19 protein-coding genes and 3 pseudogenes are annotated in these 22240 nt (G+C 62.1%); 18 read left to right on the forward strand and 4 right to left on the reverse strand.

Annotated features, from left to right (window positions below):
* Positions 1-2: 2 nt before the first annotated feature.
* The 7 genes and pseudogenes from CBI38_RS34700 to CBI38_RS41005 form a co-directional block, all read left to right on the forward strand.
* On the forward strand, positions 3-809 hold the full coding sequence (locus CBI38_RS34700) for an SDR family oxidoreductase (protein ID WP_109335940.1): 807 nt from the start codon (positions 3-5) through the stop codon (positions 807-809).
* Positions 806-2242 (forward strand): aldehyde dehydrogenase family protein, encoded by a 1437-nt coding sequence (locus tag CBI38_RS34705; protein WP_109335941.1) that lies wholly within the window; start codon positions 806-808, stop codon positions 2240-2242. Before CBI38_RS34700 ends, CBI38_RS34705 begins: the two co-directional genes overlap by 4 nt.
* An 18-nt stretch (positions 2243-2260) precedes the next feature.
* Complete coding sequence (locus tag CBI38_RS34710) at positions 2261-3427, forward strand: acyl-CoA dehydrogenase family protein (RefSeq protein ID WP_016881736.1); 1167 nt, start codon at positions 2261-2263, stop codon at positions 3425-3427.
* Positions 3428-3542: 115 nt separating this feature from the next.
* On the forward strand, positions 3543-5156 hold the full coding sequence (locus CBI38_RS34715) for a GMC family oxidoreductase (protein WP_109335942.1): 1614 nt from the start codon (positions 3543-3545) through the stop codon (positions 5154-5156).
* Between the two features lie 126 nt (positions 5157-5282).
* Complete coding sequence (locus tag CBI38_RS34720) at positions 5283-6899, forward strand: AMP-binding protein (protein ID WP_109335943.1); 1617 nt, start codon at positions 5283-5285, stop codon at positions 6897-6899.
* A gap of 301 nt (positions 6900-7200) precedes the next feature.
* Positions 7201-7515, forward strand: a complete 315-nt coding sequence (fdxA, locus tag CBI38_RS34725; protein WP_109335944.1) for a ferredoxin — start codon at positions 7201-7203, stop codon at positions 7513-7515.
* 220 nt (positions 7516-7735) lie between these two features.
* Positions 7736-8001, forward strand: a pseudogene (locus tag CBI38_RS41005) (IS30 family transposase); the annotation flags it as partial.
* Between the two features lie 404 nt (positions 8002-8405).
* On the opposite strand, the gene CBI38_RS34730 reads toward CBI38_RS41005, so the two are convergent.
* From CBI38_RS34730 to CBI38_RS34745, 4 genes are all read right to left on the reverse strand, one after another.
* Complete coding sequence (locus CBI38_RS34730) at positions 8406-9989, reverse strand: AMP-binding protein (protein ID WP_162603382.1); 1584 nt, start codon at positions 9987-9989, stop codon at positions 8406-8408.
* A gap of 206 nt (positions 9990-10195) precedes the next feature.
* On the reverse strand, positions 10196-10789 hold the full coding sequence (locus tag CBI38_RS34735; RefSeq protein WP_109335946.1) for a PaaI family thioesterase: 594 nt from the start codon (positions 10787-10789) through the stop codon (positions 10196-10198).
* 169 nt (positions 10790-10958) lie between these two features.
* Positions 10959-12194, reverse strand: coding sequence for an NAD(P)/FAD-dependent oxidoreductase (locus CBI38_RS34740; protein WP_109335947.1), 1236 nt, complete (start codon positions 12192-12194; stop codon positions 10959-10961).
* Complete coding sequence (locus CBI38_RS34745; protein ID WP_016881728.1) at positions 12194-12517, reverse strand: 2Fe-2S iron-sulfur cluster-binding protein; 324 nt, start codon at positions 12515-12517, stop codon at positions 12194-12196. The genes CBI38_RS34740 and CBI38_RS34745 overlap by 1 nt, the downstream gene beginning before the upstream one ends.
* A 408-nt stretch (positions 12518-12925) precedes the next feature.
* Between CBI38_RS34745 and CBI38_RS34750 the strand changes: the two genes are divergently transcribed.
* From CBI38_RS34750 to CBI38_RS34800, 11 genes and pseudogenes are all read left to right on the forward strand, one after another.
* Positions 12926-14176 carry a cytochrome P450 gene (locus tag CBI38_RS34750; protein WP_230990351.1) on the forward strand — a complete coding sequence of 417 codons (1251 nt, stop codon included), beginning with the start codon at positions 12926-12928 and terminating at the stop codon, positions 14174-14176.
* Between the two features lie 345 nt (positions 14177-14521).
* Complete coding sequence (locus tag CBI38_RS34755) at positions 14522-15415, forward strand: SDR family NAD(P)-dependent oxidoreductase (protein ID WP_109335948.1); 894 nt, start codon at positions 14522-14524, stop codon at positions 15413-15415.
* Entirely contained in the window at positions 15415-16581 is a 1167-nt protein-coding gene (locus CBI38_RS34760; RefSeq protein WP_109335949.1) for a thiolase domain-containing protein, read from the forward strand. The genes CBI38_RS34755 and CBI38_RS34760 overlap by 1 nt, the downstream gene beginning before the upstream one ends.
* Complete coding sequence (locus CBI38_RS34765; protein WP_109335950.1) at positions 16578-17000, forward strand: Zn-ribbon domain-containing OB-fold protein; 423 nt, start codon at positions 16578-16580, stop codon at positions 16998-17000. Before CBI38_RS34760 ends, CBI38_RS34765 begins: the two co-directional genes overlap by 4 nt.
* A gap of 1 nt (position 17001) precedes the next feature.
* The gene (locus CBI38_RS34770) at positions 17002-17448 is read left to right on the forward strand and encodes an FAS1-like dehydratase domain-containing protein (protein WP_109335951.1); all 447 of its coding nucleotides are present in this window, start codon (positions 17002-17004) and stop codon (positions 17446-17448) included.
* Positions 17445-17903, forward strand: coding sequence for a MaoC family dehydratase (locus CBI38_RS34775; RefSeq protein WP_109335952.1), 459 nt, complete (start codon positions 17445-17447; stop codon positions 17901-17903). Before CBI38_RS34770 ends, CBI38_RS34775 begins: the two co-directional genes overlap by 4 nt.
* Before the next feature lies 1 nt (position 17904).
* The gene (locus tag CBI38_RS34780; RefSeq protein WP_192815065.1) at positions 17905-18336 is read left to right on the forward strand and encodes a nuclear transport factor 2 family protein; all 432 of its coding nucleotides are present in this window, start codon (positions 17905-17907) and stop codon (positions 18334-18336) included.
* Between the two features lie 410 nt (positions 18337-18746).
* Complete coding sequence (locus tag CBI38_RS34785) at positions 18747-19592, forward strand: acetyl-CoA hydrolase/transferase family protein (RefSeq protein WP_230990352.1); 846 nt, start codon at positions 18747-18749, stop codon at positions 19590-19592.
* The gene (locus tag CBI38_RS34790; RefSeq protein ID WP_109335954.1) at positions 19589-20083 is read left to right on the forward strand and encodes a MaoC family dehydratase; all 495 of its coding nucleotides are present in this window, start codon (positions 19589-19591) and stop codon (positions 20081-20083) included. The genes CBI38_RS34785 and CBI38_RS34790 overlap by 4 nt, the downstream gene beginning before the upstream one ends.
* A 218-nt stretch (positions 20084-20301) precedes the next feature.
* Positions 20302-21685: pseudogene (locus CBI38_RS34795) on the forward strand (IS21/IS408/IS1162 family transposase).
* Positions 21682-22239: pseudogene (locus tag CBI38_RS34800) on the forward strand (ATP-binding protein); the annotation flags it as partial. The pseudogenes CBI38_RS34795 and CBI38_RS34800, both read left to right, overlap by 4 nt.
* Between the last annotated feature and the right edge of the window lies 1 nt (position 22240).

A 22240-nucleotide genomic window follows, 5' to 3' on the forward strand; every position in this document is an offset into this window, starting at 1 on the left:
TGATGGATCCCGCAGGTAAGGTCGTCGTTGTCACCGGGGGAGCCGCCGGCATGGGTGAAGCCATGTGTCGGCGGTTCGCCGCCGCGGGCGCTTCGGTGGTTGTCTCGGATATCGACGCCGAGGGCACATCCAGAGTCGCCGAGGACATCGGAGCTCTCGGAGTCGTGGCGGATGTGTCCGATGAGTCCCAGGTGATTCGGCTGGCCGAAGAGACCATTCGTGAACTTGGCCGTATCGACGTCTTCGTGTCTAACGCCGGTGTTCTGTGGGGGGAACCACACGACGGTGTGACTCCGCTTCACGAGCGAGGGAATCCGTGGGCCTCGAATGAGGCATGGCAGCGAGTCTGGGACGTCAACGTCATGCCCCAGGTCTACGCGACGCGAGCGGTTCTGCCGCACATGGTGGAGCGCGGATCGGGATATCTGATCCAGAACGCATCGGCCGCTGGATTGCTGACCGCGCTCGGGAACGCGCCATACGCCACCAGTAAACATGCAGTCCTCGGTCTTACCGAGTGGCTGTCGATTCACTATGGCAGCAAGGGGATTCGTGTCTCCTGCATCGTCGCAGAAGGAGTCCGTACATCAATGCTGCGCGGAGCGCAGGGGGAGTGGTTTGCAGTGGCCGGTGCAATCGAACCGGACGTGGCTGCGGACTGCGTTATCGACGGGATGAGCAAGGAACAATTCCTGATATTGACCCACCCCTCCGTTGAGAAGTACTTCCGCGGGAAGGCCGCCGATTACGACGATTGGATCTCGAAGATGCGCCGGTTACACGCCAAGACACCTGGACTGACATCATGAACGCCCTCGATCGTGAGCACGTCTTCATCGACGGAACCTGGCAACGTTCGGCAGGTGGCGACATCGAGGTCCATTCCGCGATAACAGGGTTGGTGATCGGTCGAGTCCCTGACGGTGCCGCCGAGGACGTCCAAAAGGCCGTCGCCGCCGCCCGCGCCGCGTTCCCCGCCTGGTCGCGAACCGCACTGGCTGATCGGCTGGACCTCCTGGCGAAGTTGGCGACCAAGGTGGACGAACGCGCAGACGAGCTCGCCCGGCTGATTTCGGCCGAGGTGGGGACACCGTTGCGGGTCTCGACTGCAGTCCAGGTCGGACTCCCTCGGAGGGTTCTGCAGAGCTATGGCGAGCTGATGGAGGACTTCCAGGTCGAGGAACAGGTCGGCGACTCTCTGGTGTTCCGCGAGCCGATCGGAGTCGTCGCCGCGGTCACCGCGTGGAACTACCCATTGCAGCAGGTGCTGGGGAAGATCGGTGCCGCCCTCGTCGCAGGGTGCACCGTGGTTCTCAAGCCCTCCCAAGTGGCACCCCTGAGCGCGTTCATTGTCGCCGACTTGATCGAAGAGATCGGGTTTCCGCCCGGGGTCTTCAACCTTGTGTCCGGCCGGGGACGTGTCGTAGGCGAAGAATTGGTCGGTCACCCGGACGTGGACATGGTGACATTCACGGGGTCGACAGGTGCCGGCCGCCGGATTGGTGAAGTTGCGTCCCGGACAGTGAAGCGGGTCGCGCTTGAGCTGGGCGGGAAATCACCCAACGTCATCCTCGACGACGCCGATTTCGCGCAAGCCGTGAAAGTGGGTGTCGCGAACTGTTTCACGAACACCGGGCAGACCTGCACGGCACTCACCAGAATGCTTGTGCCCCAGTCGCGAATCAGCGAGGTGGAAGAACTGGTCCGGGCGCGCCTGCGCAAGTATGTTCTCGGCGACCCTTTGGACCAGGCCACGACGATGGGACCGCTGGCATCGGCCGCGCAACGCGACAGCGTGCGTGAGTACGTCCAGGTCGGTATCGACGAAGGCGCCACCCTCATCCATGGTGGGCTCGAGGTCCCGATAGGCGTACCGTCGGGATACTTTGTGACGCCGACCGCTTTCTCAATGGTCACCCCGGACATGCGGATTGCCCGTGAGGAAATCTTCGGACCTGTGCTCTCGATTCTGCCGTACGGCAGTGAGGAAGAGGCGATCGAGATCGCCAACGACAGCGAGTACGGGTTGTCCGGAGCCGTCTGGTCCGGGGATCGTGAACGCGCGCTCGGGGTCGCCCGGCAGTTACGTACCGGTGCGGTCGACATCAATGGCTCGTTTTTCAACATGCTCGCTCCTTTCGGGGGTTACAAGCAGTCGGGTAACGGTCGCGAACTGGGCCATCACGGATTGGCTGAGTTCTTCGAGTTGAAATCCGTGCAACAGGCGCCACAAAATTCATGATCAGGAAGGTGTGTACCGGTGGACTTCTCGAATGATTCGGACCTCGACCTAATTCGGGAGGGTGTGCGTTCCGTCTGTAAGAAGTTCGACGACGAATACTGGGCTGAACGAGATGCACGTCACGAGTTTCCCTGGGACTTCTACAAGGCACTTGCTGACGGTGGCTGGATCGGTATCGCGATTCCCGAAGAGTACGGCGGCAGTGGCCGTGGGTTGCTCGAGGCGTCAGTGATCTTGCAAGAGGTGGCGGCATCCGGTGCGGCCATGAACGGATGCAGCGCGATCCATCTGTCGATCTTCGGTATGCATCCGATCGCTCTGCATGGATCGGAGGAGCTCAAGCAGCGCTATCTACCGCGAGTGGCCTCAGGTGACCTCCACGTCGCGTTCGGGGTGACCGAGCCTGACGCAGGCACCGAGACTCTCGCAATCAAGACTCGCGCCGTTCGCGATGGTGATTCATACATTGTGCGTGGGCAGAAGGTTTGGACATCGAAGGCTCAGGACGCCGATCGCGTTCTGCTCCTCGTTCGTACCACCCCGGTCGAGGAATGCGAGCGTCGAACCGACGGTCTGACGTTGTTGATGGCCGACCTGCGAGACCCGGCGGTGACCATCACCCCGATCTCGAAGGCGGGACGAAATGCGGTCGCCTCGTGCGAAACCGTCTACGACAATTTGGTCGTCCCGGTGAGCGATCGAGTGGGGGAGGAGGGGAAGGGTTTCAAGTATCTGCTCGACGGACTCAACGCTGAGCGGATCCTGATCGCATCCGAAGCGGTCGGAACAGGAAAGGCTGCCCTGCGCCGCGCAGTCGCCTACGCGAACGAGCGTGTCGTCTACGGCCGCCCCATCGGGAAGAATCAGGGCATTGCATTCCCGCTTGCCGACGCGCACGCGCGACTCGAAGCAGCCGAGCTCATCACGCGCCGCGCCGGATGGATGCTGGACCGCAAGATTCCGTGCGGACCCGAGGCGAATATGGCGAAGTACCTCGCCGCCGAAGCGGGGTTCCAGGCCGCCGACGTGGCAATGCAGACACATGGTGGCTTCGGCTATGCCGAGGAATACCACGTCGCACGTTACTGGCGCGAGGCTCGCCTCATGAAAATCGCCCCGCTTCCTCAGGAACTCGTGCTCGCCTACATCGGTCAGCATGTTCTCGGCCTTCCCAAGAGCTACTGAAAGTCGAAGGTCTCTTTACGAGCCCTTGAATCATTTTCAAAATCTGTTCAGAATCTGTGTCAAATTTGGTAATGTGCGGTGAGTCACATCGCTACGAGTCCTGGAGGAACCGCCGATGAACAACGAGGTCTTCGACTACATAGTCGTGGGGGGTGGCTCCTCGGGGTCTGTCGTGGCAGCGCGACTCGCCGAGGCGGGAGCCGGCGTCCTTCTGCTCGAAGCAGGGGTTAGCGATCGTCGAATCGACGTCCGGATCCCGGCAGCTGTGGCAGTGGCATACCAGAAGGTGAACTGGAAGTACCCCGCCGAGCCGGACCCGACACGTACGAGTCAGCCCGAAGCGTGGATGGCCGGCAAGGTCATGGGTGGCGGTGGGTCGATCAATTCCTGCGTATTCGTTCGCGGCAACCGATCAGACTACGACGGCTGGGCAAAGGAAGGGTGTACGGGCTGGGACTTCGAATCTGTGCTCCCTTCCTTCAAGCGTATGGAGACCTGGGAAGGCGGGGCCGACGGTCTTCGCGGGGGTTCGGGTCCCATCGCAGTGAACGTCCAGAGCAATCACGGTGAGGGCAACACGACCTTCATCGAAGCGTGCGTCCAAGCAGGCTATGCCCGTAATCCCGACTACAACGGTGCGAGCCAGGAGGGCGTCGGACTGGGGCAGGTCAACCACCGGCGCGGTACGCGGTCGCAGGCCTCGCGGGAGTACATGAGGCGGGTGGCGCCGAAGGGCAAGGTCACCGTCGCTACCTCGAGTTTCGTCCATAGGATCCTTCTTGAGGACGGCGCCGCAGTGGGAGTCAAGTACCGACACAAGGGCGTCGAGAAGCAGGCACGGGCCCGCGACGAGGTGATCATCAGTGCCGGCTCGATCGGGTCACCTCGCCTCTTGCAGCTGTCGGGAATCGGCCCGCGTGCGGCGCTGTCCGACGCGGGCGTCGAGATCGTGCACCACCTTCCCGGAGTGGGGGAGAACTTGCACGAACACCCGTATCTGATGCAGCGCTGGCACACGACGATCCCGACCATCAACAAGATGCGGGTGGGCATGGTCGCCAAGGGGTTGGCAGACTACGTGCGCAATGGCAGCGGGATGCTCGCCATGACCATGGTCCAGGTCCAGTGTATGGGTCGCACCGACTCCAGCCTCGAAACACCAGATCTGCAGTTGCAATTCGTGCCGTTCGCGATCACGCGCGGCGTCGACGAGAATGGGATGTTCAACGTCCAGCCGGCGAAAGAGGAGGGATTCCTCGCATCCTCCACCTACCTCAAGCCGCGTGCCAGGGGTTCGATCACGCTGCGCGATTCCGCGCCGGACAGTATGCCCCGGATCTCGTATCAATTCCTTGCAGACCAGGACGATGTCCGTGACTGTCTGCGAGGACTTCGTGAAATCCAGCGAGTGATGTCGCAGCCGGCAATGGCCGCGATCACCGCAGGCCAAATGAAACCCGAGGCGAACTGCAGAACCGACGCCGACTGGGAACAGTATGTTCGGCAGACCGTTACGCCGTCGTACCATCCAGTGGGTACATGCAAGATGGGAGTCGACGACCTTGCCGTCGTGGATCCAGAATTGCGGGCCCACGGACTTCGGAATCTGAGGGTTGTCGATGCCAGCATCATGCCGACGATCACCACCGGGAATACCAACGCGCCGTCCATGATGATCGGCGAGCGGGCGGCCGAGCTGATCCTGGGTGTACGTCACGCCGCCCCCTGACACATCAGCGAATCAGTGAAGCACAGCTGTAGCTGTAGCGGCCGATAGCCGCCTTTCTCCACAGGACGCCCTTCGCGTCCGCTCAACATCTAACGCAGTGGCGTGTAACAAAAGGGGAACATCACAATGGCTCTCGACAAACAGCGATCTGGTCGGGTTGTCGGCGACTGGCTCCGCGAAGAAGCGGCCTTCGACCCGGACAGACCGTTCGTCCAGTGCGCAAGCGACTGGGTTTCGCTCGGTGAGCTGGACCGACGATCTGATCGCGTCGCGGCCGGACTTCAGTCATTAGGAATCGAAAAGGGCGACCGGGTCGCGGTCAATTTGCCCAATCGACTCGAATACATCGTGCTTATCTACGCAATCGCGAAGGCAGGTGCCATCCAGGTGCCTTTGAATACGTACCTGCGCGGTGAGTTCCTTCGGCATCAGTTGGTTCAGACCACACCGAAGGTCTACATCGGCGACAGTGCGGCAATGGAAATGCTAAAGCCGATCTTGTCGGAGCTGACTGAGGAACCGCAGCTCGTGCTGGTCGGGGACGCGGCAAGTACCAGCGCAGCTCAGGTGTCGCTCGCGTACAGCGAGTTGGAATCGAGCGCAACTGAGTTCGTCGCACCTACTCTCTCGCCATCTGACGTCTGCGCAGTCATCTATACGTCGGGCACGACGGGTGCGTCCAAGGGGTGCACTATCACCCATGGTTACTACTGCAACCTGATCAACGTTTTCGTCGACTCAGGCTGGTACGAGAAGGGGGACGTGATTTTCGGTGCGAACCCACTATTCCATTTCAGCGGCCAAACCTGGTTGGTAGCAGCTGCACTGGCAGTTCGCGGATCCGTAATCGTGGAACCTGCTTTCAGTGCGAGCAAGTATATGGAACGCATTCGTGAGACTGGTGCGACGGCGGCAATGGGAATGGGAGCCATGGGCATGGCGATTCTCGCCCAACCGCGGTCGGACGACGACCGTAATCACAAGCTGCGGCACATTACGTTCATGCCGTCGACTGCGGAGTTCACAGCGCAGTTCGAGGAACGATTCGGGATTGCGCCATTCGCAGAGGTATTCGGGCAGTCCGAATGTTGGCCAGTGCTGCTCGGAGATCCGCGCGGTCCGCGCAAACCGGGAAGTATGGGCAAGCTGACGAAAGGGCTACAAGTCAAGATCGTCGACGACGACGACGTCGAGGTACCCGTTGGTGAGTCCGGCGAGATCGTGGTTCGTCCGGACGCGCCGTTCCGCCTGTTCTCTGGCTACTGGAACAACGACGCCGTCAGTATCGATACATTCCGCAACCTGTGGCATCACACCGGTGACAAGGGTCGGGTAGACGAAGATGGATACTTCTGGTTTACCGATCGGAAGAAGGATTCCTTACGTCGGCGCGGCGAGAACGTCTCCTCGGTAGAGCTCGAACAGGCGATTTTGCAGCATTCCTCCATCTTGCAGGCCGCAGTGCATGCGGTGCCATCGGAGTTGAGCGAGGACGACATCAAAGTCTGTCTCGTTGTGACACAGAAGACTCAGATCGATATCGCCGATTTGTTCGAGTTCTTCCGTAAATCTGTTCCCTACTATGCGATTCCGCGGTATGTCGAATTTCTGGACGAGCTACCGGTAAACGTAAACGGCAGAGTGCAGAAGTTCAAGCTGCGTGACCGCGGGATCACCGACACCACCATCGATCTGGAGAAGCTGGGACATGTGGTTGCCCGGGCGGACCGGCGTCTGAGCTGACGTTTTTGCGTCGAGTTACCTTGCCGGCCCGTACTCTGATTTCGTCACAACCATCAAATAGTCGCGGAACGCCCGATGGGGAGCGGAGTTGACGGAGACGGTCCTCGGCGGTGCGGCACGGACAGCTCTCCGTGCCGCAGCGAATCGAGAGAATACCGGTGATGGAAGTTGCCTGCGAATGTGGGGCGAGGTTCGCGAAATTCCGGGAGAGCTGGCTTTGTGGTAACTGATGCGTCTTGGCAAATCAGGAGTCGTTCGTCACTCACACCGAACATAGCCACAGATTGTTAGGAGTTAAGGCGTGACCTACGTTGTCGCCGAACCCTGTATCGATGTCCTCGATAAGGCGTGCATCGAAGAATGTCCGGTGGACTGCCTTTACGAGGGCGGTCGCATGCTGTATATCCATCCAGATGAGTGTGTCGATTGCGGTGCCTGCGAACCGGTATGCCCTGTCGAAGCAATCTTCTACGTCGACGACCTGCCGGATCAGTGGAGTGTCTACGTCACCGCAAATGTTGAATTTTTCGAGGAGTTCGGTTCGCCGGGTAGTGCAGCGAAGTTGGGCAAGATAAACCGTGATCATCCGGCCGTGGATGCGCTACCCAGGGCCTAGGGAGGTTCCGCGGCGGTCGGTTACTTGGACGAGATGATTGCGACCAAGATTGCTCCGAAATTTTGCGGATCCCGCTGCTAGAGTATGAGCCAGGTCCTGCGCCGGGCGGCGGGGTGCCTGTTTCAGGCCTCCTGGAAAAGGGCTCTACCCGCCGCTCGCCGCCGATGACATTTCCGTCGCGGTTACGTGTGTCAGGTCCTTGAGCTCGCTCCCCAGCCCTATTATTGATCGGCGCAGCCGGTATGTCCGGCTTCCGTATCTGCCGGGTGGGCACCGCGCCGAGCCTTTCGCCGCGGCGCTGGGTGAGTTGGTCGAGCAATCCCAGAGCACGCGCGCTGGACGATGACCAGGGACCAGGGTACGGAGATGGCGCGGCACGATCTGTTCGGTCATCTGTTCGCCGAGGGTGTCTACTTCGCCCATGCCGCCTCACCTTGGTTGCGTGGCACGACCGAAAATACGAACGGATTGCTTCGGCAGTACTTCCGACTGATACGAAAATGAAGGTGACCACAGGAGGCGACCGGGTGTATGCGGGAGTCTCCTTGCAGTGCGGATCAGCGAAAGCCCTCGAAGGCCTTCGGTGGGCTTCCGCCAACGACGTGAGATGTTGGGTTGCTGGCGAGTTCAGTCAGGTAATGGGCATCGAGACCTACGATATCGCCGGCGATGGCGTCATCCGATCCAGCAACAACCGGGCAATGAGGTCAAGTCCTGGGAGGCGGTGTACGACATCGTCGCGTGAGTCTTCGGCGGGTGGTTATGCGGTCAGCGCCGCTTGAGTCACCTCCTGAGCGGGTTCGACAGCGGCGCCGTCGGGGTGGACACCGCGGGAGCGGGCCAGCCGTCGAGCCGAGATAGCGGCGGCCTTCGATCCACTCGGCATGCATTCAGTGCGCTATGGGCATACCCACAGCCTCTCGATCCCAAGTGTGTGTGTTGTTCGGGCGTGTTCGTAGCTGGAATTTCTGCACGCGAAGGGTCTGGTTCTTCGGTAGCTCCGCGACGATTTCGATGAATCGGGGCACCATGAACCGGGGCAGTCGAGGAATGACGAATCGGATTAGATCCGACGGCTCTATGGTTCGGCCTTCGACCGGGACCACGAAGACTTTCACCTCTTCCTCACCGAACTGTGCGGGGACTCCAACACATGCCGCTTCGAGAACATCGGGATGCGCCAGCACTTCGGCCTCCACTTGGAAACTGGAAATGTTCTCTCCACGGCGGCGCAACGTATCTCGCGTTCGATCGACATAGTAGTAGTTGTCATCGGGATCCCGCCGGAACGCATCGCCGGTGTGGAACCATCCGTTGCGCCATGCCGAAATCGTCTCGGCGGGGCGCTTTACATATCCGAGGTTCATCTCCCACGGCCGGTGAGTCCGAATGATCAGCTCGCCCACTTCGCCTGTCGGCACAGGCATGTCGTGCTCATCGACGATCCGCAACTCGACCCCTGATCGCGGCCGCCCCACGCTGCCCGGGATGATGTCCCCTCCAGGCGGCACGAGCAGCGGAGTGCTGATTTCGGTCTGCCCGTATACAGAGCTGAGCAAGTCGACGCCGAAACGCTGGCGAAAGCTCTCGTGGTCGGCGACTATCGGGGCTAGAACGACGGTTCGCAGTCGATGCTTTCGCTCCTCAGGGGAGGGTTCCTGCGCGAGTAGAAACTGCGCCATCGTGCCTACCAGCAGAGAATGCGTCGCCCTGGTTTCCGCGAGAACGTTCCAGTAGCGTGACCCGGAGAATTGGTCGCGTATGGCGAGGCTTGCCCCGGCGGACATGCAGACCAGTGCAGTCATCTGCCCGCTGACATGGAACAGTGGAGTGTCGACCAGCCATCGGTCTGTGTGCCTGAGTCCGCCGCCTTCTCCCATTGCGTTCACGCCGCCCATATAGGTTGCTAGGCACGGTGTCAGCACACCTTTCGCGGTGCCCGTGGTGCCGGACGTGAAGTTGACCGCGTGCACGTCCCACGCGTCCAGTGGGGGGTCCAGAACTGGAGCTGCCGCAGTACCTCCTGCAAGTTCAGCTGGCGACACGACGGTGAGGTCGAGTCCGAGTTGGTCGATGCGTTCACCGAGGACTGCATCGGTGACGATCACGGACGCGGCAGATTCTGTGCATGCATGACGCAAGGTTTCTCCGCGGTAGGCCGTATTCACCGTGACCATGACAGCACCCAGCATGCTGACACCCCACCAAGCGCGCAGCCAGCTCAGACCGTTCGGCAGAAGGATCAGGACGTGATCTCCCCGACACACACCGCGGTCCGCGAGAGCGCCGGCCGCGCGTTGCGCGTTCTCAAGAGACTTTGCCCAGTTCCATGTTTCACCGTCCGAACCGAGCACGCACAGTTCGCGCGGGCGCACGGCGGCCTGGTGTTCGAGGATGTGGCGTGTCACCACCTTGTTTCGGTCCGGAAGTGGACCCACCTCCGATGAGTCCTCTGCCCCGGACGTGGTGTTCATGTCAACTCTCCTTTCGCAGGCGACCCGCATAGACCCGGGGTAGCGGCTTCGCCGTCGCTGAGTTCAGGCCCTGCTGTGATGCATGTAGCAGCCCGGATCGGCTGTTTACCGGTCCCGCAGATATGGCGGGAGGATTGGACCCCACCGTGCGATTCGAAGGTGTCTTCGCGGTGCACCGCAAGAGCTTGCCGAGCGTTCGGCTACCACTAAGGTTGGTCGGGTCTGAGCACGACGAATAGGGCTTCGGCGTCGGCTAACACATCCGACCCCTGGAGCAGTCGGCCCTCGGCGAAGATCTTTCGATCTTCTGAACGATCGATCCGTCCTTCGAAACGTAGTTCGACGTCGATTGGTGTGATGCGGCGGTAGTTGACGTGCAGATAGGCGGTGCGCGACCGATCGCGACCTCTGGCTGCGAGAGTTCCCAGCATCTCGTCGAAGAGCAGGGACACGGTACCACCGTGCGCAGCGATCCCGCCCGCGACGTGGGCGCGTCGAAATGTGATCCGGCCGCTGGTGTGCTCGGTAGATTCATCCTCAATGAGGATTGGAGGAAGTGTGGGGTGGCCTCTGCCGGGAAGATCACGCCGATTGCCTGCCGAAGACAGGCTTGAGTCGACGCTGTGCGCTTCCAGAGTTGCGCACGTGCTCAGGATATTGGCGGTGCTGGTGCGTACGACGTCTTCGGATTCGGTTGTCGCGGAGACCGAAGCGACGGCGTCGACGAGACGCCGGGTCGCCTCGAGTAGGGAACCGTAGGTGACAGAACCTGTAGGCCGGGTGCTCTCGAATATATACATTTCAGTCCAAATCGTTCGGCGCCGACGGACGAAGGCAAATGCCTGCGGGCGGCGAGTTCATCGCGTGGAGGGAGTCGCCGAGGCTAGCCGTGTGGTGATATCCGGTGAACCCGGTGAGTCCTCCGTCCGGGCTCAGCGGTGTCGGGGAGTCGCCTTCGAAAACCGAGCGTCATACGAGGGTCGCGATATGAGCTTTCAAGTCAAACGCAGTGTCGGCTGCCTGCTCGGGGGTGAGAGTGCCACCCGCGGAAAGCAGCTTGCGAGAGGCCATGTGGTCACCGGGGCGGTTGAGCGACTCGACCGCGCGTAGTGTCCCGTCGTCGAAACAGAACACTGAGAACTTTCCGTCCGCCGGGCTGCCGCGCACAACCGATTCGTCGCTGCCTGTCGTGAGCCCGGCGATCTGGAGCTTGAGGTCTGCCTGATCGCTCCAGAACCAGGGCACACTGTGATAAGGCTCTGGAGTGCCTGCGATCCGAGCGGCAAGGCATCGTGGTTGCGCGGTCGCATTGTGGACGGATTCCAAACGGACTATCCGTCCTTGCGCATAGGGGTTGGGGCACGCAGCGCAATCGCCTACGGCCGAGATCCTCGGATCCGCGGTTGTGAGGAACTCGTCGACCAGGATTCCGTTGTCGGTCGGGAGTCCGGCAGCGTCTGCGAGCTCGGTATTGGGTACTGCCCCCACGCCGACGAGAACGAGATCTGCGGGAAATTCTCGGCCGTCGGACGTAGTCACCGTAGTGACACGACCGTCGCGTCCTGAGAAGTTGGCGACGTTGACGCCGAGTTCCACGTGGAGGCCCCGAGACCGGTGCGCATCCAGAAGATAGTCTCCCATTCGAGGGGACAGGACCCGGCCCATCAGGCGATCAGCGAGTTCGACGACGACAGTGGGTATTTTCAGTTTCACCGCCGTCGAGGCAACCTCTAGTCCGATGAATCCTCCACCGACGACAACGACGTTGCTGACATCGGCCAGGCGACAACGAATATCGTCTGCTTCTGTGAGCGTGCGTAATCCGACGACTCCGTCGAGCGCGGCACCTTGCAGTGGGAGGCTCCGGTTCCGTGCACCGGTTGCGATGACGAGGTGGTCGTAGCCAAGGGACACCCCCGAATCGAGTAGCACGGTGCCAGCAGCTCGATCGATGGTGGTGACGCGCTCAGAAAGCAGTACTTCGACCTCATGCTGTTCGTAGAAGCTGCGGGGGTGGAGCCAGAGTCGGTCACGTGAGGAATTCCCGGTGATGTGGCCCTTGGACAGCGGGGGCCGCTGATAGGGCAGGTGCGGCTCGTCGCCGATGAGGATGATGCGCCCGGCGAAACCTTCCTCGCGGAGCGAAGTCGCGGTCTGCGATCCTGCCTGCCCGGCACCGACGATGACGACCGTCGGGGCCGGCATCAGTACTGCTCCGGGGGGAGGCGCACAACCAGCGAGTCGAGATCGGGCCCGAGCGTGAGCTGGCAACTGAGCCTGCTGCCGGGAAGCCGCGGTGAGGCGGTGTAGTCGAGCATCTCCTCCTCGTCTTCGTTGGGTGCACCGAGGCGCTCGATGTCGGCATCGTCGACGTAGACGTGGCAGGTAGCGCAGGCCAGCGTCCCGCCGCACTCGGCCACGATCTCACTGATGCCGTTCGCCAACGCTGCTTCCATCACCGAGGTTCCTTCGTCGACCTCCACTATCACGTCGTCACCATCGAGGCGTTTGTAAGTCAGTTTCGCCACGGCTCATCTCCATCCTCTTGCCGGTAGGGCCGACCTTCAGTCCGGGGCCATGTCCCGGGTGTCAACGGCAGCGGGTCAAAGCGCTGGACCGCACGGATTTCAGCTGCCATTTCCGGTAGTCTAAATCAAAACAGAAAAAGACGCACCACCGTATTTTCGAGCGCGGTTGTAGAGGAAGGGGCGCGACCGTGTGCGAACTGCGGTGTACTGGTCGAATGAAGCGACGATGTGACGTACTTGACAGTCGACTTAGCAGGAGATAGAAACAGAGTCGTTCTAATGGAACACAGAATTTCTTCCGGCGGAGCGCAGAATCTGCTTCGATCTACGGATCACCTGATGAGCGGGTATGACGGAAATGGCTGGAACTGACCGCCGCGTGAGTGAATATCAACTAGGAGCTTCATCATGAACGAGCCTGCCCTTGGTGTCACGGATGTGGGCGACCCTGCCCCCGATGCGGCGGCGGAGGCGGTGAATTTCAGTCCCCTCGACCCCGAGCTGGCCGATGACTTCTGGCCGCGGAACAACGACTTGCGCGAGCGATGCCCTGTCGCGTGGAGTACCGCGCACTGGAGCGCAGACGAATCCGGATTCTGGGTGCTGAACAAGCACCAAGATGTGATGGCTGCGGCAACGAACTGGAGTGTCTACAGCAGCGCCGACGGTGCGTCGCCGGTTCAGTTCGACCTCGACATCATGAGAATGGTCCCGCTGGAGACGGACCCGCCGCTCCACCGTGGCGTGCGGAAGGCGCTCAACAAGTTCTTCACACCCGAAGCGCTGACGCAGACGGAACCGAGCATTCGGGCCACAGTCGACGAACTCATCGCGCGGTGCGTAGAGAAGAGTCCGGCTGACTTCGTTGCCGAGTTTACCTCGCAACTGCCACCGATCGTGTTCTTCGAGACGTTCCTCGACAAGAAGGCATCCGAAATCGGTTGGATCATGGAGCTCATCGATATGCTGCTGACCCAGCCCGACAGGGTGATGGAGGCTGCTCCCCAGCTGTTGATGTTCCTCTCGGAGCTCCTGGAGTCGCGTCGAGCCGAGGGCCGCACGGATGATCTCGCTGGGACCATTGCTCACATGGGTACCGGCGAGGTCGACGATGGACTCGATCTCGACGAGCGGGCCCGGGTGGAAACGATGAATCTCATGGTTCTGGGAGGAATGGAAACCACCATGGGTGCGCTGGCTGGAATCGCACGCACGCTTGGCACCGACAATGAACTGCGGGTCAGTCTTCGGGACGCCGATTCGAAGACACTCGATCGGCATGTCGAGGAATTCCTGCGCTACGACAGCCCGGTGCCGACCGCCGGTCGTACCCTCGCCCAGGACGCTGAGGCGTCCGGCTGCCCGATGAAGGCTGGAGACCGGATTCTGCTGAACTGGGCGGCCGCCAACCGCGATCCGGAGAAGTTCCCGGAACCGGACACTCTCAACTTCGAACGCGCTAACGCAAACGCGCATCTGGCATTTGGCGCCGGCGTTCACCGTTGTCTCGGAAATCATCTGGCTCGCCGCGAGATCCGCGCCGCGGTACAGGCCATCAGCGAGCTCAGCGTCTTCGAACTCGAGCCAGGCTACGAGGTCAAGTACCGCCCGGCATTCGCGCGCGGGCCGATCAGCTTGCCGACGAAAGTTGCATACTGACTGGTTTTGTTCGAGATTCACAATCGAGGTGACCTGGCTCGGGATACCTGCCGGGGCGGCGGCGGTATCCCGAGCGAAGTGGCATCTGTTGCTGCGAGTAATCCAGTTGCTTGCGACCTAGTGGTCCAGCAACAAAATCATGTTAGAATTAGATAGTCGATGTTCTTCCGATTGCCATGCGGTGGTGCTCTATAAGAGCAATTGGAAGTTATGAAATATCGTCGAGAGTTTGAGCGTTGCGCCTCTCTGTCGGCACCGCGAATCGCGGTTCGCTGAGGCGCCCAAGAGCTGAACGACCGAGCGGAAGGATCCGCTCAGAATCACGCAGGACGAGAGGAACCACACATGGGAACCCTGGATGGACGCGTTGCGATCGTGACAGGAGCGGGCCGCGGCATCGGCGGATCGGTTGCGAAGCTCTTCGCCGCTGAAGGCGCGACGGTCGTAGTGAACGACATCGGCGCTTCGCTGAGCGGGCTCGAATCCGATGGCAGTCCCGGCGATGACCTCGTCCGCGACATCGTTTCTGCCGGCGGGGCGGCGGTTGCGAACGGCGCCGACATCTCCGACCACGAAGCGGCGCGCGATCTGGTCGATTCGACGATCGAGCGGTTCGGCAAGCTCGACATTCTCGTGAATGTCGCCGGGATCTTACGTGACCGAATGATCTTCAACATGTCCGAAGAGGAATGGGACGCCGTGATCAGGGTTCACCTCAAGGGCCACTTCAACACCATCCGACCCGCTTCCGCTCACTGGCGCAAGGTTGGCGATCCGAACGCGCAGAACAGGATCATCAACTACACGTCGCGAGCCGGTTTGCACGGTGCACCAGGCCAGCCCAACTACTCGGCAGCGAAGATGGGCATCGTCGGACTCACCTACTCGTGCGCCGTCGCCCTGAAGCGGTACGGCGTCACCACCAACGCCATCTCTCCTGCGGCCGCGACCCGGATGACCGATACCGCGAAGGTTTCCGGTGTGGATGGCCTCGCAGCCGACGAACTCTCGCCGGACAATATCGCGCCCGTCGCGGCCTTCCTCGCGTCCGAGCGTTCGGGATGGTGCAACGGCCGGGTCATCCACGCAAGGGGCTATGAACTTTCCCTCTACAGTGATCCGCAGCCACTCGTCACCATCGGCTCGGGAGGACCGTGGGACCTCGATCAACTGGCGAAAGAAGCCGAAGAGACCTTCAAGCCCATCGTCGATGCCGCCCCTCCGAACCCGTTCGTCTGATGTCGATCAAGGGGAAAGCGTTCATTGCGGGAGCGTACGAGCATCCCGGTCGTGAGTTGCCCGACAAATCCATTCCGCAGATTCATGCGGAGGTCGCACTGGGCGCCTTGGCGGACGCGGGTCTCGGTCTCGCCGATGTCGATGGATACTTCTGCGGTGCCGACGCGCCAGGTCTGGGTGGACTTGCGATGGCCGACTACCTCGGTCTGAACCTGCGCCACATGGACAGTTCGGACATGGGTGGGTCGGTCTACATGTCTCATGTCGGACATGCTGCTGCCGCAATCGCGTCGGGTAAGTGTCGCGTTGCGTTGATCACGCTCGGTGGGAGGCCGCGGACGACGTCGTTGCGCGCTCCCGGTCAGTTGATGGGTGAGCCGCCGGAGAAGTACTTCGAGCCGATCTTCGGGGCCAACGTGAGTGCACTGTATGCGCTTGCAGCGCAACGTCATATGTACGAGTACGGTACGACCAGCGAACAGTTGGCCGAGATCAAGGTAGCTGCTTCCGTACACGCGCAGTACAACGAGAATGCGATGCTACGCAAGGTCGTCACAGTCGAAGAAGTGGTGAACTCGCCGATCGTGAGCTCACCACTGCACAGGCTGGATTGCTGCGTGGTCACTGACGGCGGCGGTGCACTCGTGTTGGTCGCGGACGATATCGCGGCCACCCTCGATCGCCACTGTGTCAAGATCCTGGGTCACGGCGAGGCCGTCGAACACACACGGGGCGGTTGGCAGGACATCACCACCACCGGTGGCGTCCGGTCCGGCGCCGATGCCTTTGGCGAAGCTGGTGTGAGCCGAGCCGACATCGACTACGTGGGTCTCTACGACTCATTCACCATCACCGTGCTTCTCGCGCTAGAGGACCTCGGATTCTGCCCAAAGGGCGAAGGCGGCAAGTTCGTTCAGGACGGCGCCCTACAATCGCCCAACGGTCGGCTGCCGTTCAACACTGACGGCGGCTCGCTCTGCAACAACCACCCGGCGAACAGGGGTGGCATGACGAAGATAATCGAAGCCGTCCGGCAGTTACGCAATGAGGCGCATCCGGCAGTACAGGTTCCCGATTGTGAGCTGGCGCTGGCACACGGCACCGGCGGCTGGCTGTCCACCCGGATGGGCAACGCCACGGTCATTCTGGGAAGGGAGGGCGCATGAGCACCACGGAACTTCCAAGCCCGAAGCCGGAAATCCAACCGGAGACTGCGAGCTTCTGGGCCGCCACGCTCGAAGGCAAGCTACTCCTCCAGCGGTGTTCCGATTGTGGACGTGCGGGTTACTACCCCCGCTTTGTTTGCGCGAATTGCCACAGCACCGGTCTGGACGACTTCGAGGCAACCGGGCGCGGCACGATCTACAGCTACACCGTGACGACCCGCGGGATACTCGAGTACGCGACAGCGGGCTCATACGTGTTGGCCATGGTCGCTCTCGACGAGGGACCGAAGATGATCACCAACATCGTGGAGTGTGAGCCAGCCGACCTCCACATCGGCCAGACGGTCGAAGTGGTCTTCGCCGCCACCGGTGGGGCCGGGGCGCTGCCACGATTCCGGCCTGTCATCCGAGACGTCTGATATGACCAGCCACGAATTTCGAGTGGAACCAGGACATGTCCTCGCCTTCGCACGCGCTGTCGGCGACGAGAATCTCGTGGCCGCTTCGCCCGCCGTGGGGACTGTCGTTCCTACGACATTCCCCTCCGCGGCTGTCCAGTACGACCCGAAGCATATGCAAGGAATGCGGGCCTCCGGTGCCCTCGCCGATTCTCCGCACGACCGAGGCAGTGTGCTGCACGCCGAGCAGCATTTCGAGTACTCGCGTCCGGTGCGGGTTGGCGATCAGCTGACCGTGGAGGAGTTCGAGGGTAGACGGTGGCGGAAGGAGAGTCGTCGCGCGGGATCACTCAACTTCCGGGAGGTGGTCAAGGAGTACCGCGATCAATCCGGCGAAATAGTCATACGCTCGCGGATGGTTCTGGTCGAGACCGAGTTCGCCGTCTCGGACGGGACAGGGTCGACATGACCGGATTCGTGCACGACGACCTCACGGTCGGTAGCCGCCTCCAACGGGTGGTGTGCGAGCAGATCACACGCACTCAGATCGTGCAATACGCGGGCGCTTCCGGTGACTACAGTCCACTGCACACCGACGAGCCGAGCGCTGTTCGTGACGGCTATCGAGGTGTCATGGCGCACGGAATGATGGTGATGGCCGCCACGGAATGTGTTCTTGCGGAGGTTATCGGCCGAGATCGACTGATCTACTACGGTGCCCGCTTCAGGAGCCCGGTTTGGCCGGGTGACACACTGACCGCCACCGTGGAAGTCACTGCGGTGCGCGAGGAAGCGGATGGCCGGTACGTCGACCTGGATGTATACACGACCAATCAGGACGGTGTCACCGTGCTGACGGGCAGCGCAAGCGCCCGCATCCGACACCCTGCCGACCGGCGGCAATCATCGAAAAATGGAGGATGACGTGGACGAGCACCCGAATGCCTTGGTTGTCCGCCGACTGATGGCGGCCCTTTCCGACCAAAATCGTGACGAGATCGAAGCTATTCTCGCCGACCAATGCGTCTGGCATGTTCCCGGGGACAACGTTCTATCCGGAGTCTACGAGGGACGCCGGGCAATCCTGTCGCTCTTCGGCAAGATGAAACGCATCTTCACTGGTGCTGCAAGGTTCGACATCATCGACATCACGGCGAGCGACGGTTACGCGGCGGCATATCAGTTCGGCATCGTCCAGGTCGGTGGCCGAACGGTGAGGCTCAGGGAGTGCCTGGTCTACCGGATCGAAGACGGTCGCGTCGTGGAGGTCGACGAATTCCAATCCGACGATCTTGCCTTCGATGACGCATTCTCGGAAGAGGCGATTGCCGCCACCCAGACGACAGGCTTGAAATGAGCAACCCGAGAATTCTCGATCCTTCACGGGCTCTTGCACTGGTCGGCGACGGTGCCCGTATCGTCGCAGCGCCAGGCTGTGGAGCCCCGACGACGATGCTGCACGCTCTGGGCAAGGAAGCTCCCGGCCGCGGATGGACGTTGAGTTCTGGTCTACTGCTCGGGGATTACCCGTTCATCGATGCAGTGACGAACCGTGACCTACGGTATCGCACATGGCATGTGATGGCGCCGATACGCGCACTCGTCGCCGGCGGTGTCGTGGAATACGTGCCGCTTCGTGCCTCCCAAGTTGGGAGCTACCTGGGACGCCGTGGCGTGGACGTTGCAGTGGTCCGCGTGAGCCCACCGGACGGACATGGCTACTGTTCGGTGGGGCCGTCTGCAGGCTATAGCCTCGACGCCCTGCGAATGGCGAGCTTGCGCATCGGTGAGGTCGACCCCGCGCTTCCCAGAACGTTTGGAAATACAACCGTCCACCGATCCGTCTTCGACGCTTTTGTCGACACCGCAGACCCGACACCGCGCTACGAGTCAGCGAAGCCAAATGAGACGAGCAACAAGATCGCCTCTCATGTTCTGAGCCTGCTCCCCGCGCATCCCACATTGCAGATCGGCATCGGCTCGATTCCCGAAACCGTCGTGAGCTCGCTCGGAGACGCCGACCTCGAATCTGTGCGATTTGCAGGCATGGCCACCGACGAGATGGTCGACCTCTTTGAGAGAGGGGTCATCCCCGCTGCCGGCGATGAGCCCGCGATCATGTCGCCCGAACTGATGGGAACAGAGCGCATCATGCAGTTCGCCGACTGCAACCCGGCGCTGAGCGTGTACCCATCGTCGATTGCGCATGACGCCGCCGTTCTGGGCGGTATTCGACGGTTCGTTTCCGTGAATACTGCGATCGAGGTGGATATGACCGGACAGGTAAACAGCGAGATGGTTCGTGGCCGACAGGTTTCCGGTATCGGGGGCAGCCTCGATTTCGTCGACGCGGCGAGCCGATCAGCCGGGGGGCTGCGCGTGATCGCGCTACCGTCAACCACCTCTGATGGTGCTCATTCCCGCATCGTCCCGTCGATCGGTCCTGGCGGCACCGTCACTATTCCGCGATCGATGGTCGACGCCATCGTCACCGAATACGGGGTCGCGCGCCTGGATGGGCTCAGTGCCCGCGAGCGCGCGGAGGCTTTGATCGCGATCGCACATCCTAACCATCGAGATTCTCTGGTCGATCAGGTAGGAGCACAACGATGACTGTTCACACTCGTCGGGGAAAGTACTTCGATGAACTCGTGATCGGCGACGTTTATGTACACCGTCCAGGACGAACGGTCACCGAGGCAGATAACCTGCTGTTCACGACCCTGACGATGAACACCCAGAGTCTGCACCTCGATGCCGCGTTTGCCGAAACCCGTGAGTTCGGTCAGCGGCTCGTGAACAGCCTGTTCACGATGTCGACTGTGGTCGGTCTGAGCGTAGCCGACCTCACCGAGGGGACGACGGTAGCAAACCTGGGCTTCTCCGAGATCGCCTTTGCTTCACCTGTTTTCATCGGAGACACGGTGACCGCTGAGACTGAGGTCCTCGCCAAGCGCGAGTCGTCCTCACGGCCCGGCCAGGGCATCGTGACCTTCGAGCATCGGGGGCACAACCAGCGGGGGGAGCTGGTCTGTACAGCGCGTCGGGCGGCCCTGGTCCTCGCTGCGAGCGCCGCCGAGGCCCTCGATGTGGATGTTCGCTGACACAACAGTCTTCGTGAGAGCGGCTGTTCCCTAGCGTGAGAGCGGCTGCTGACACGGATCCGGGTACCGCGGTGCGGTATTGACGGCGCTCACTGAAAATGCTCAGTTCTGCTTACCGAAAGTGCTCACCCGTGTGGCTCCGCCGATGAGGGCGGGTCTCCCTCGATGCTGGTGGTCTCTGACCACACACCAGCGATTCGAGGGAGACCCGCAATCTCATGCTGACATGGGAGGAAGACGTGGAAGTACACGCACTGCACAAACAGGGCTGGACGATCTCGGCGATCGCCCGCCACACCGGCCGCAACCGCCGCACCATCCGCAACTACATCAACGGTGTCACCACCGCCGGTATCCGCAAACCCGCACGTGAGGACCCCTTCGAACCGTTCGTCGAGTACGTCACCTGCCGGCTGCGGGAGGACCCGCACCTGTGGGCCCGCACCCTGTGCGACGAGCTCGAGGATCTCGGCTACCGGTTGTCGTATCCGACGCTGACCCGGCAGATCCGCGACCGCAAACTCCGCCCGGTGTGCGAGGCCTGCGCGAACGCCACCGACCGGGCGAACGCGATGATCGACCATCCGCCCGGCGAGGAAACTCAGTGGGACTGGGTCGATCTGCCGAATCCACCCGCCTCCTGGGGCTGGGGCGGGATGGCGCACCTGCTGGTCGGGTCCCTGGCGCATTCGGGGCGCTGGCGCGGGATCCTGGCACCGGCGATGACCCAACCGCACCTGGTCGACGGCCTCGACCGGGTCAGCCGCCAGTTCGGCGGCGTGACGAGGGTGTGGCGGTTCGATCGGATGGCCACCGTCTGCCATCCCGAGTCGGGCCGGGTGACCGCGAGCTTCGCCGGCGTCGCGAAGCACTACGGCGTCTCGGTGGCGATCTGCCCACCCAAAGCCGGGAACCGCAAAGGTGTCGTCGAGAAGGCCAATCATACTGCCGCGCAACGCTGGTGGCGCACCCTGCCGGACGACGTTACCGTCGAACAGGCCCAACAACGCGTGGACGAGTTCTGCCGGCTGCGGGGCGACACCCGGATGCGGGCCACCGCCGACGGCAAGGCCTCGGTGGCGACGATGGCGGCCGCCGAACCGTTGCCCGCGCTGCCGGCCACGCCGTATCCGGCGATCCTCACCGAACCCCGAACCCCGGACCGCATCGCGGCAGGCGCTGGTGTCCTACCGCGGCAACCGGTACTCGGTGCCCCCGGAGCTGGCGTCGGCGCAGGTCACCGTCACCCAAGTCCTCGGATCGGAGGTGATCGACATCGTCACCACCGCGCAGATCACCATCGCCCGCCACCGCCTGGCCCCGGACGGCGCCGGGGTGATCGTCCGCGATCACGGTCATGTCTACGCGCTCGAGCAAGTGGCCATGGCCGCCGCCGGGTCCGCCGGGCGCCCGCACCGTCGGAAGGAACGTATTCCACCCGGACCCGCCGCGATCGAGGCCGCGGACGTGTTGCGCCGCAACATCACCGGACCGGCCACCACAACATCGAGTGCGGTCGAACCCTCGGCTGCAACGGCCTCGACGGTCATCGATCTGTCCACCTACGAGCGGGCCGCCCGCGGAAGGAACACCCTCGCATGACCACCACCCCGATCCCCGATGCGGTGCCGGCGCCGAACACGGCCGAGGCGGCCAGCCTCTACCAACGCCTGCGCGGCCATCTGGCGGTGCTCAAACTCCACGACGCCGCCGAAGCCCTGCCCGCGGTCCTCGACCGCGCGCAACAGACCAACCTGTCGATGACCGCCACCCTGGAGGAGTTGCTCTCGATCGAGGTCGACGCTACCGAGGCCCGCCGACTCGCCGGACGATTGCGGTTTGCGTGCCTGCCGACACCAGCGTCGCTCGAGGACTTCGATTTCGACGCCGCCGCGGGCCTCGACCGGAAGCTGATCGCCGAGCTCGGGACCTGCCGCTACCTCGAAACCGCGACGAACCTGCTGCTCATTGGCCCGCCGGGGGTCGGCAAGACACACCTCGCGGTCGGGCTGGCGCGGGCCGCGGTGCACGCCGGATACCGCACCTACTTCACCACCGCCGCCGACCTCGCCGCCCGCTGCCACCGGGCCGCGATCGAGGGCCGGTGGGCGACGACGATGCGGTTCTTCGCCGGCCCCACCCTGCTGGTCGTCGACT

Origin of the sequence: Rhodococcus oxybenzonivorans (assembly GCF_003130705.1) — a bacterium.
GTDB lineage: Bacteria > Actinomycetota > Actinomycetes > Mycobacteriales > Mycobacteriaceae > Rhodococcus_F > Rhodococcus_F oxybenzonivorans.

Coding starts and splice junctions, on each gene's coding strand:
- CBI38_RS34775 (WP_109335952.1), top strand. CDS start 17,445: ATGACCGGATTCGTGCACGACGACCTCACGGTCGGTAGCCGCCTCCAA.
- CBI38_RS34750 (WP_230990351.1), top strand. CDS start 12,926: ATGAACGAGCCTGCCCTTGGTGTCACGGATGTGGGCGACCCTGCCCCC.
- CBI38_RS34740 (WP_109335947.1), bottom strand. CDS start 12,194: ATGCCGGCCCCGACGGTCGTCATCGTCGGTGCCGGGCAGGCAGGATCG.
- CBI38_RS34730 (WP_162603382.1), bottom strand. CDS start 9,989: ATGAACACCACGTCCGGGGCAGAGGACTCATCGGAGGTGGGTCCACTT.
- CBI38_RS34770 (WP_109335951.1), top strand. CDS start 17,002: ATGACCAGCCACGAATTTCGAGTGGAACCAGGACATGTCCTCGCCTTC.
- CBI38_RS34735 (WP_109335946.1), bottom strand. CDS start 10,789: ATGTATATATTCGAGAGCACCCGGCCTACAGGTTCTGTCACCTACGGT.
- CBI38_RS34700 (WP_109335940.1), top strand. CDS start 3: ATGGATCCCGCAGGTAAGGTCGTCGTTGTCACCGGGGGAGCCGCCGGC.
- CBI38_RS34785 (WP_230990352.1), top strand. CDS start 18,747: ATGGCGAGCTTGCGCATCGGTGAGGTCGACCCCGCGCTTCCCAGAACG.
- CBI38_RS34790 (WP_109335954.1), top strand. CDS start 19,589: ATGACTGTTCACACTCGTCGGGGAAAGTACTTCGATGAACTCGTGATC.
- CBI38_RS34765 (WP_109335950.1), top strand. CDS start 16,578: ATGAGCACCACGGAACTTCCAAGCCCGAAGCCGGAAATCCAACCGGAG.
- CBI38_RS34760 (WP_109335949.1), top strand. CDS start 15,415: ATGTCGATCAAGGGGAAAGCGTTCATTGCGGGAGCGTACGAGCATCCC.
- CBI38_RS34715 (WP_109335942.1), top strand. CDS start 3,543: ATGAACAACGAGGTCTTCGACTACATAGTCGTGGGGGGTGGCTCCTCG.
- CBI38_RS34755 (WP_109335948.1), top strand. CDS start 14,522: ATGGGAACCCTGGATGGACGCGTTGCGATCGTGACAGGAGCGGGCCGC.
- CBI38_RS34720 (WP_109335943.1), top strand. CDS start 5,283: ATGGCTCTCGACAAACAGCGATCTGGTCGGGTTGTCGGCGACTGGCTC.
- CBI38_RS34705 (WP_109335941.1), top strand. CDS start 806: ATGAACGCCCTCGATCGTGAGCACGTCTTCATCGACGGAACCTGGCAA.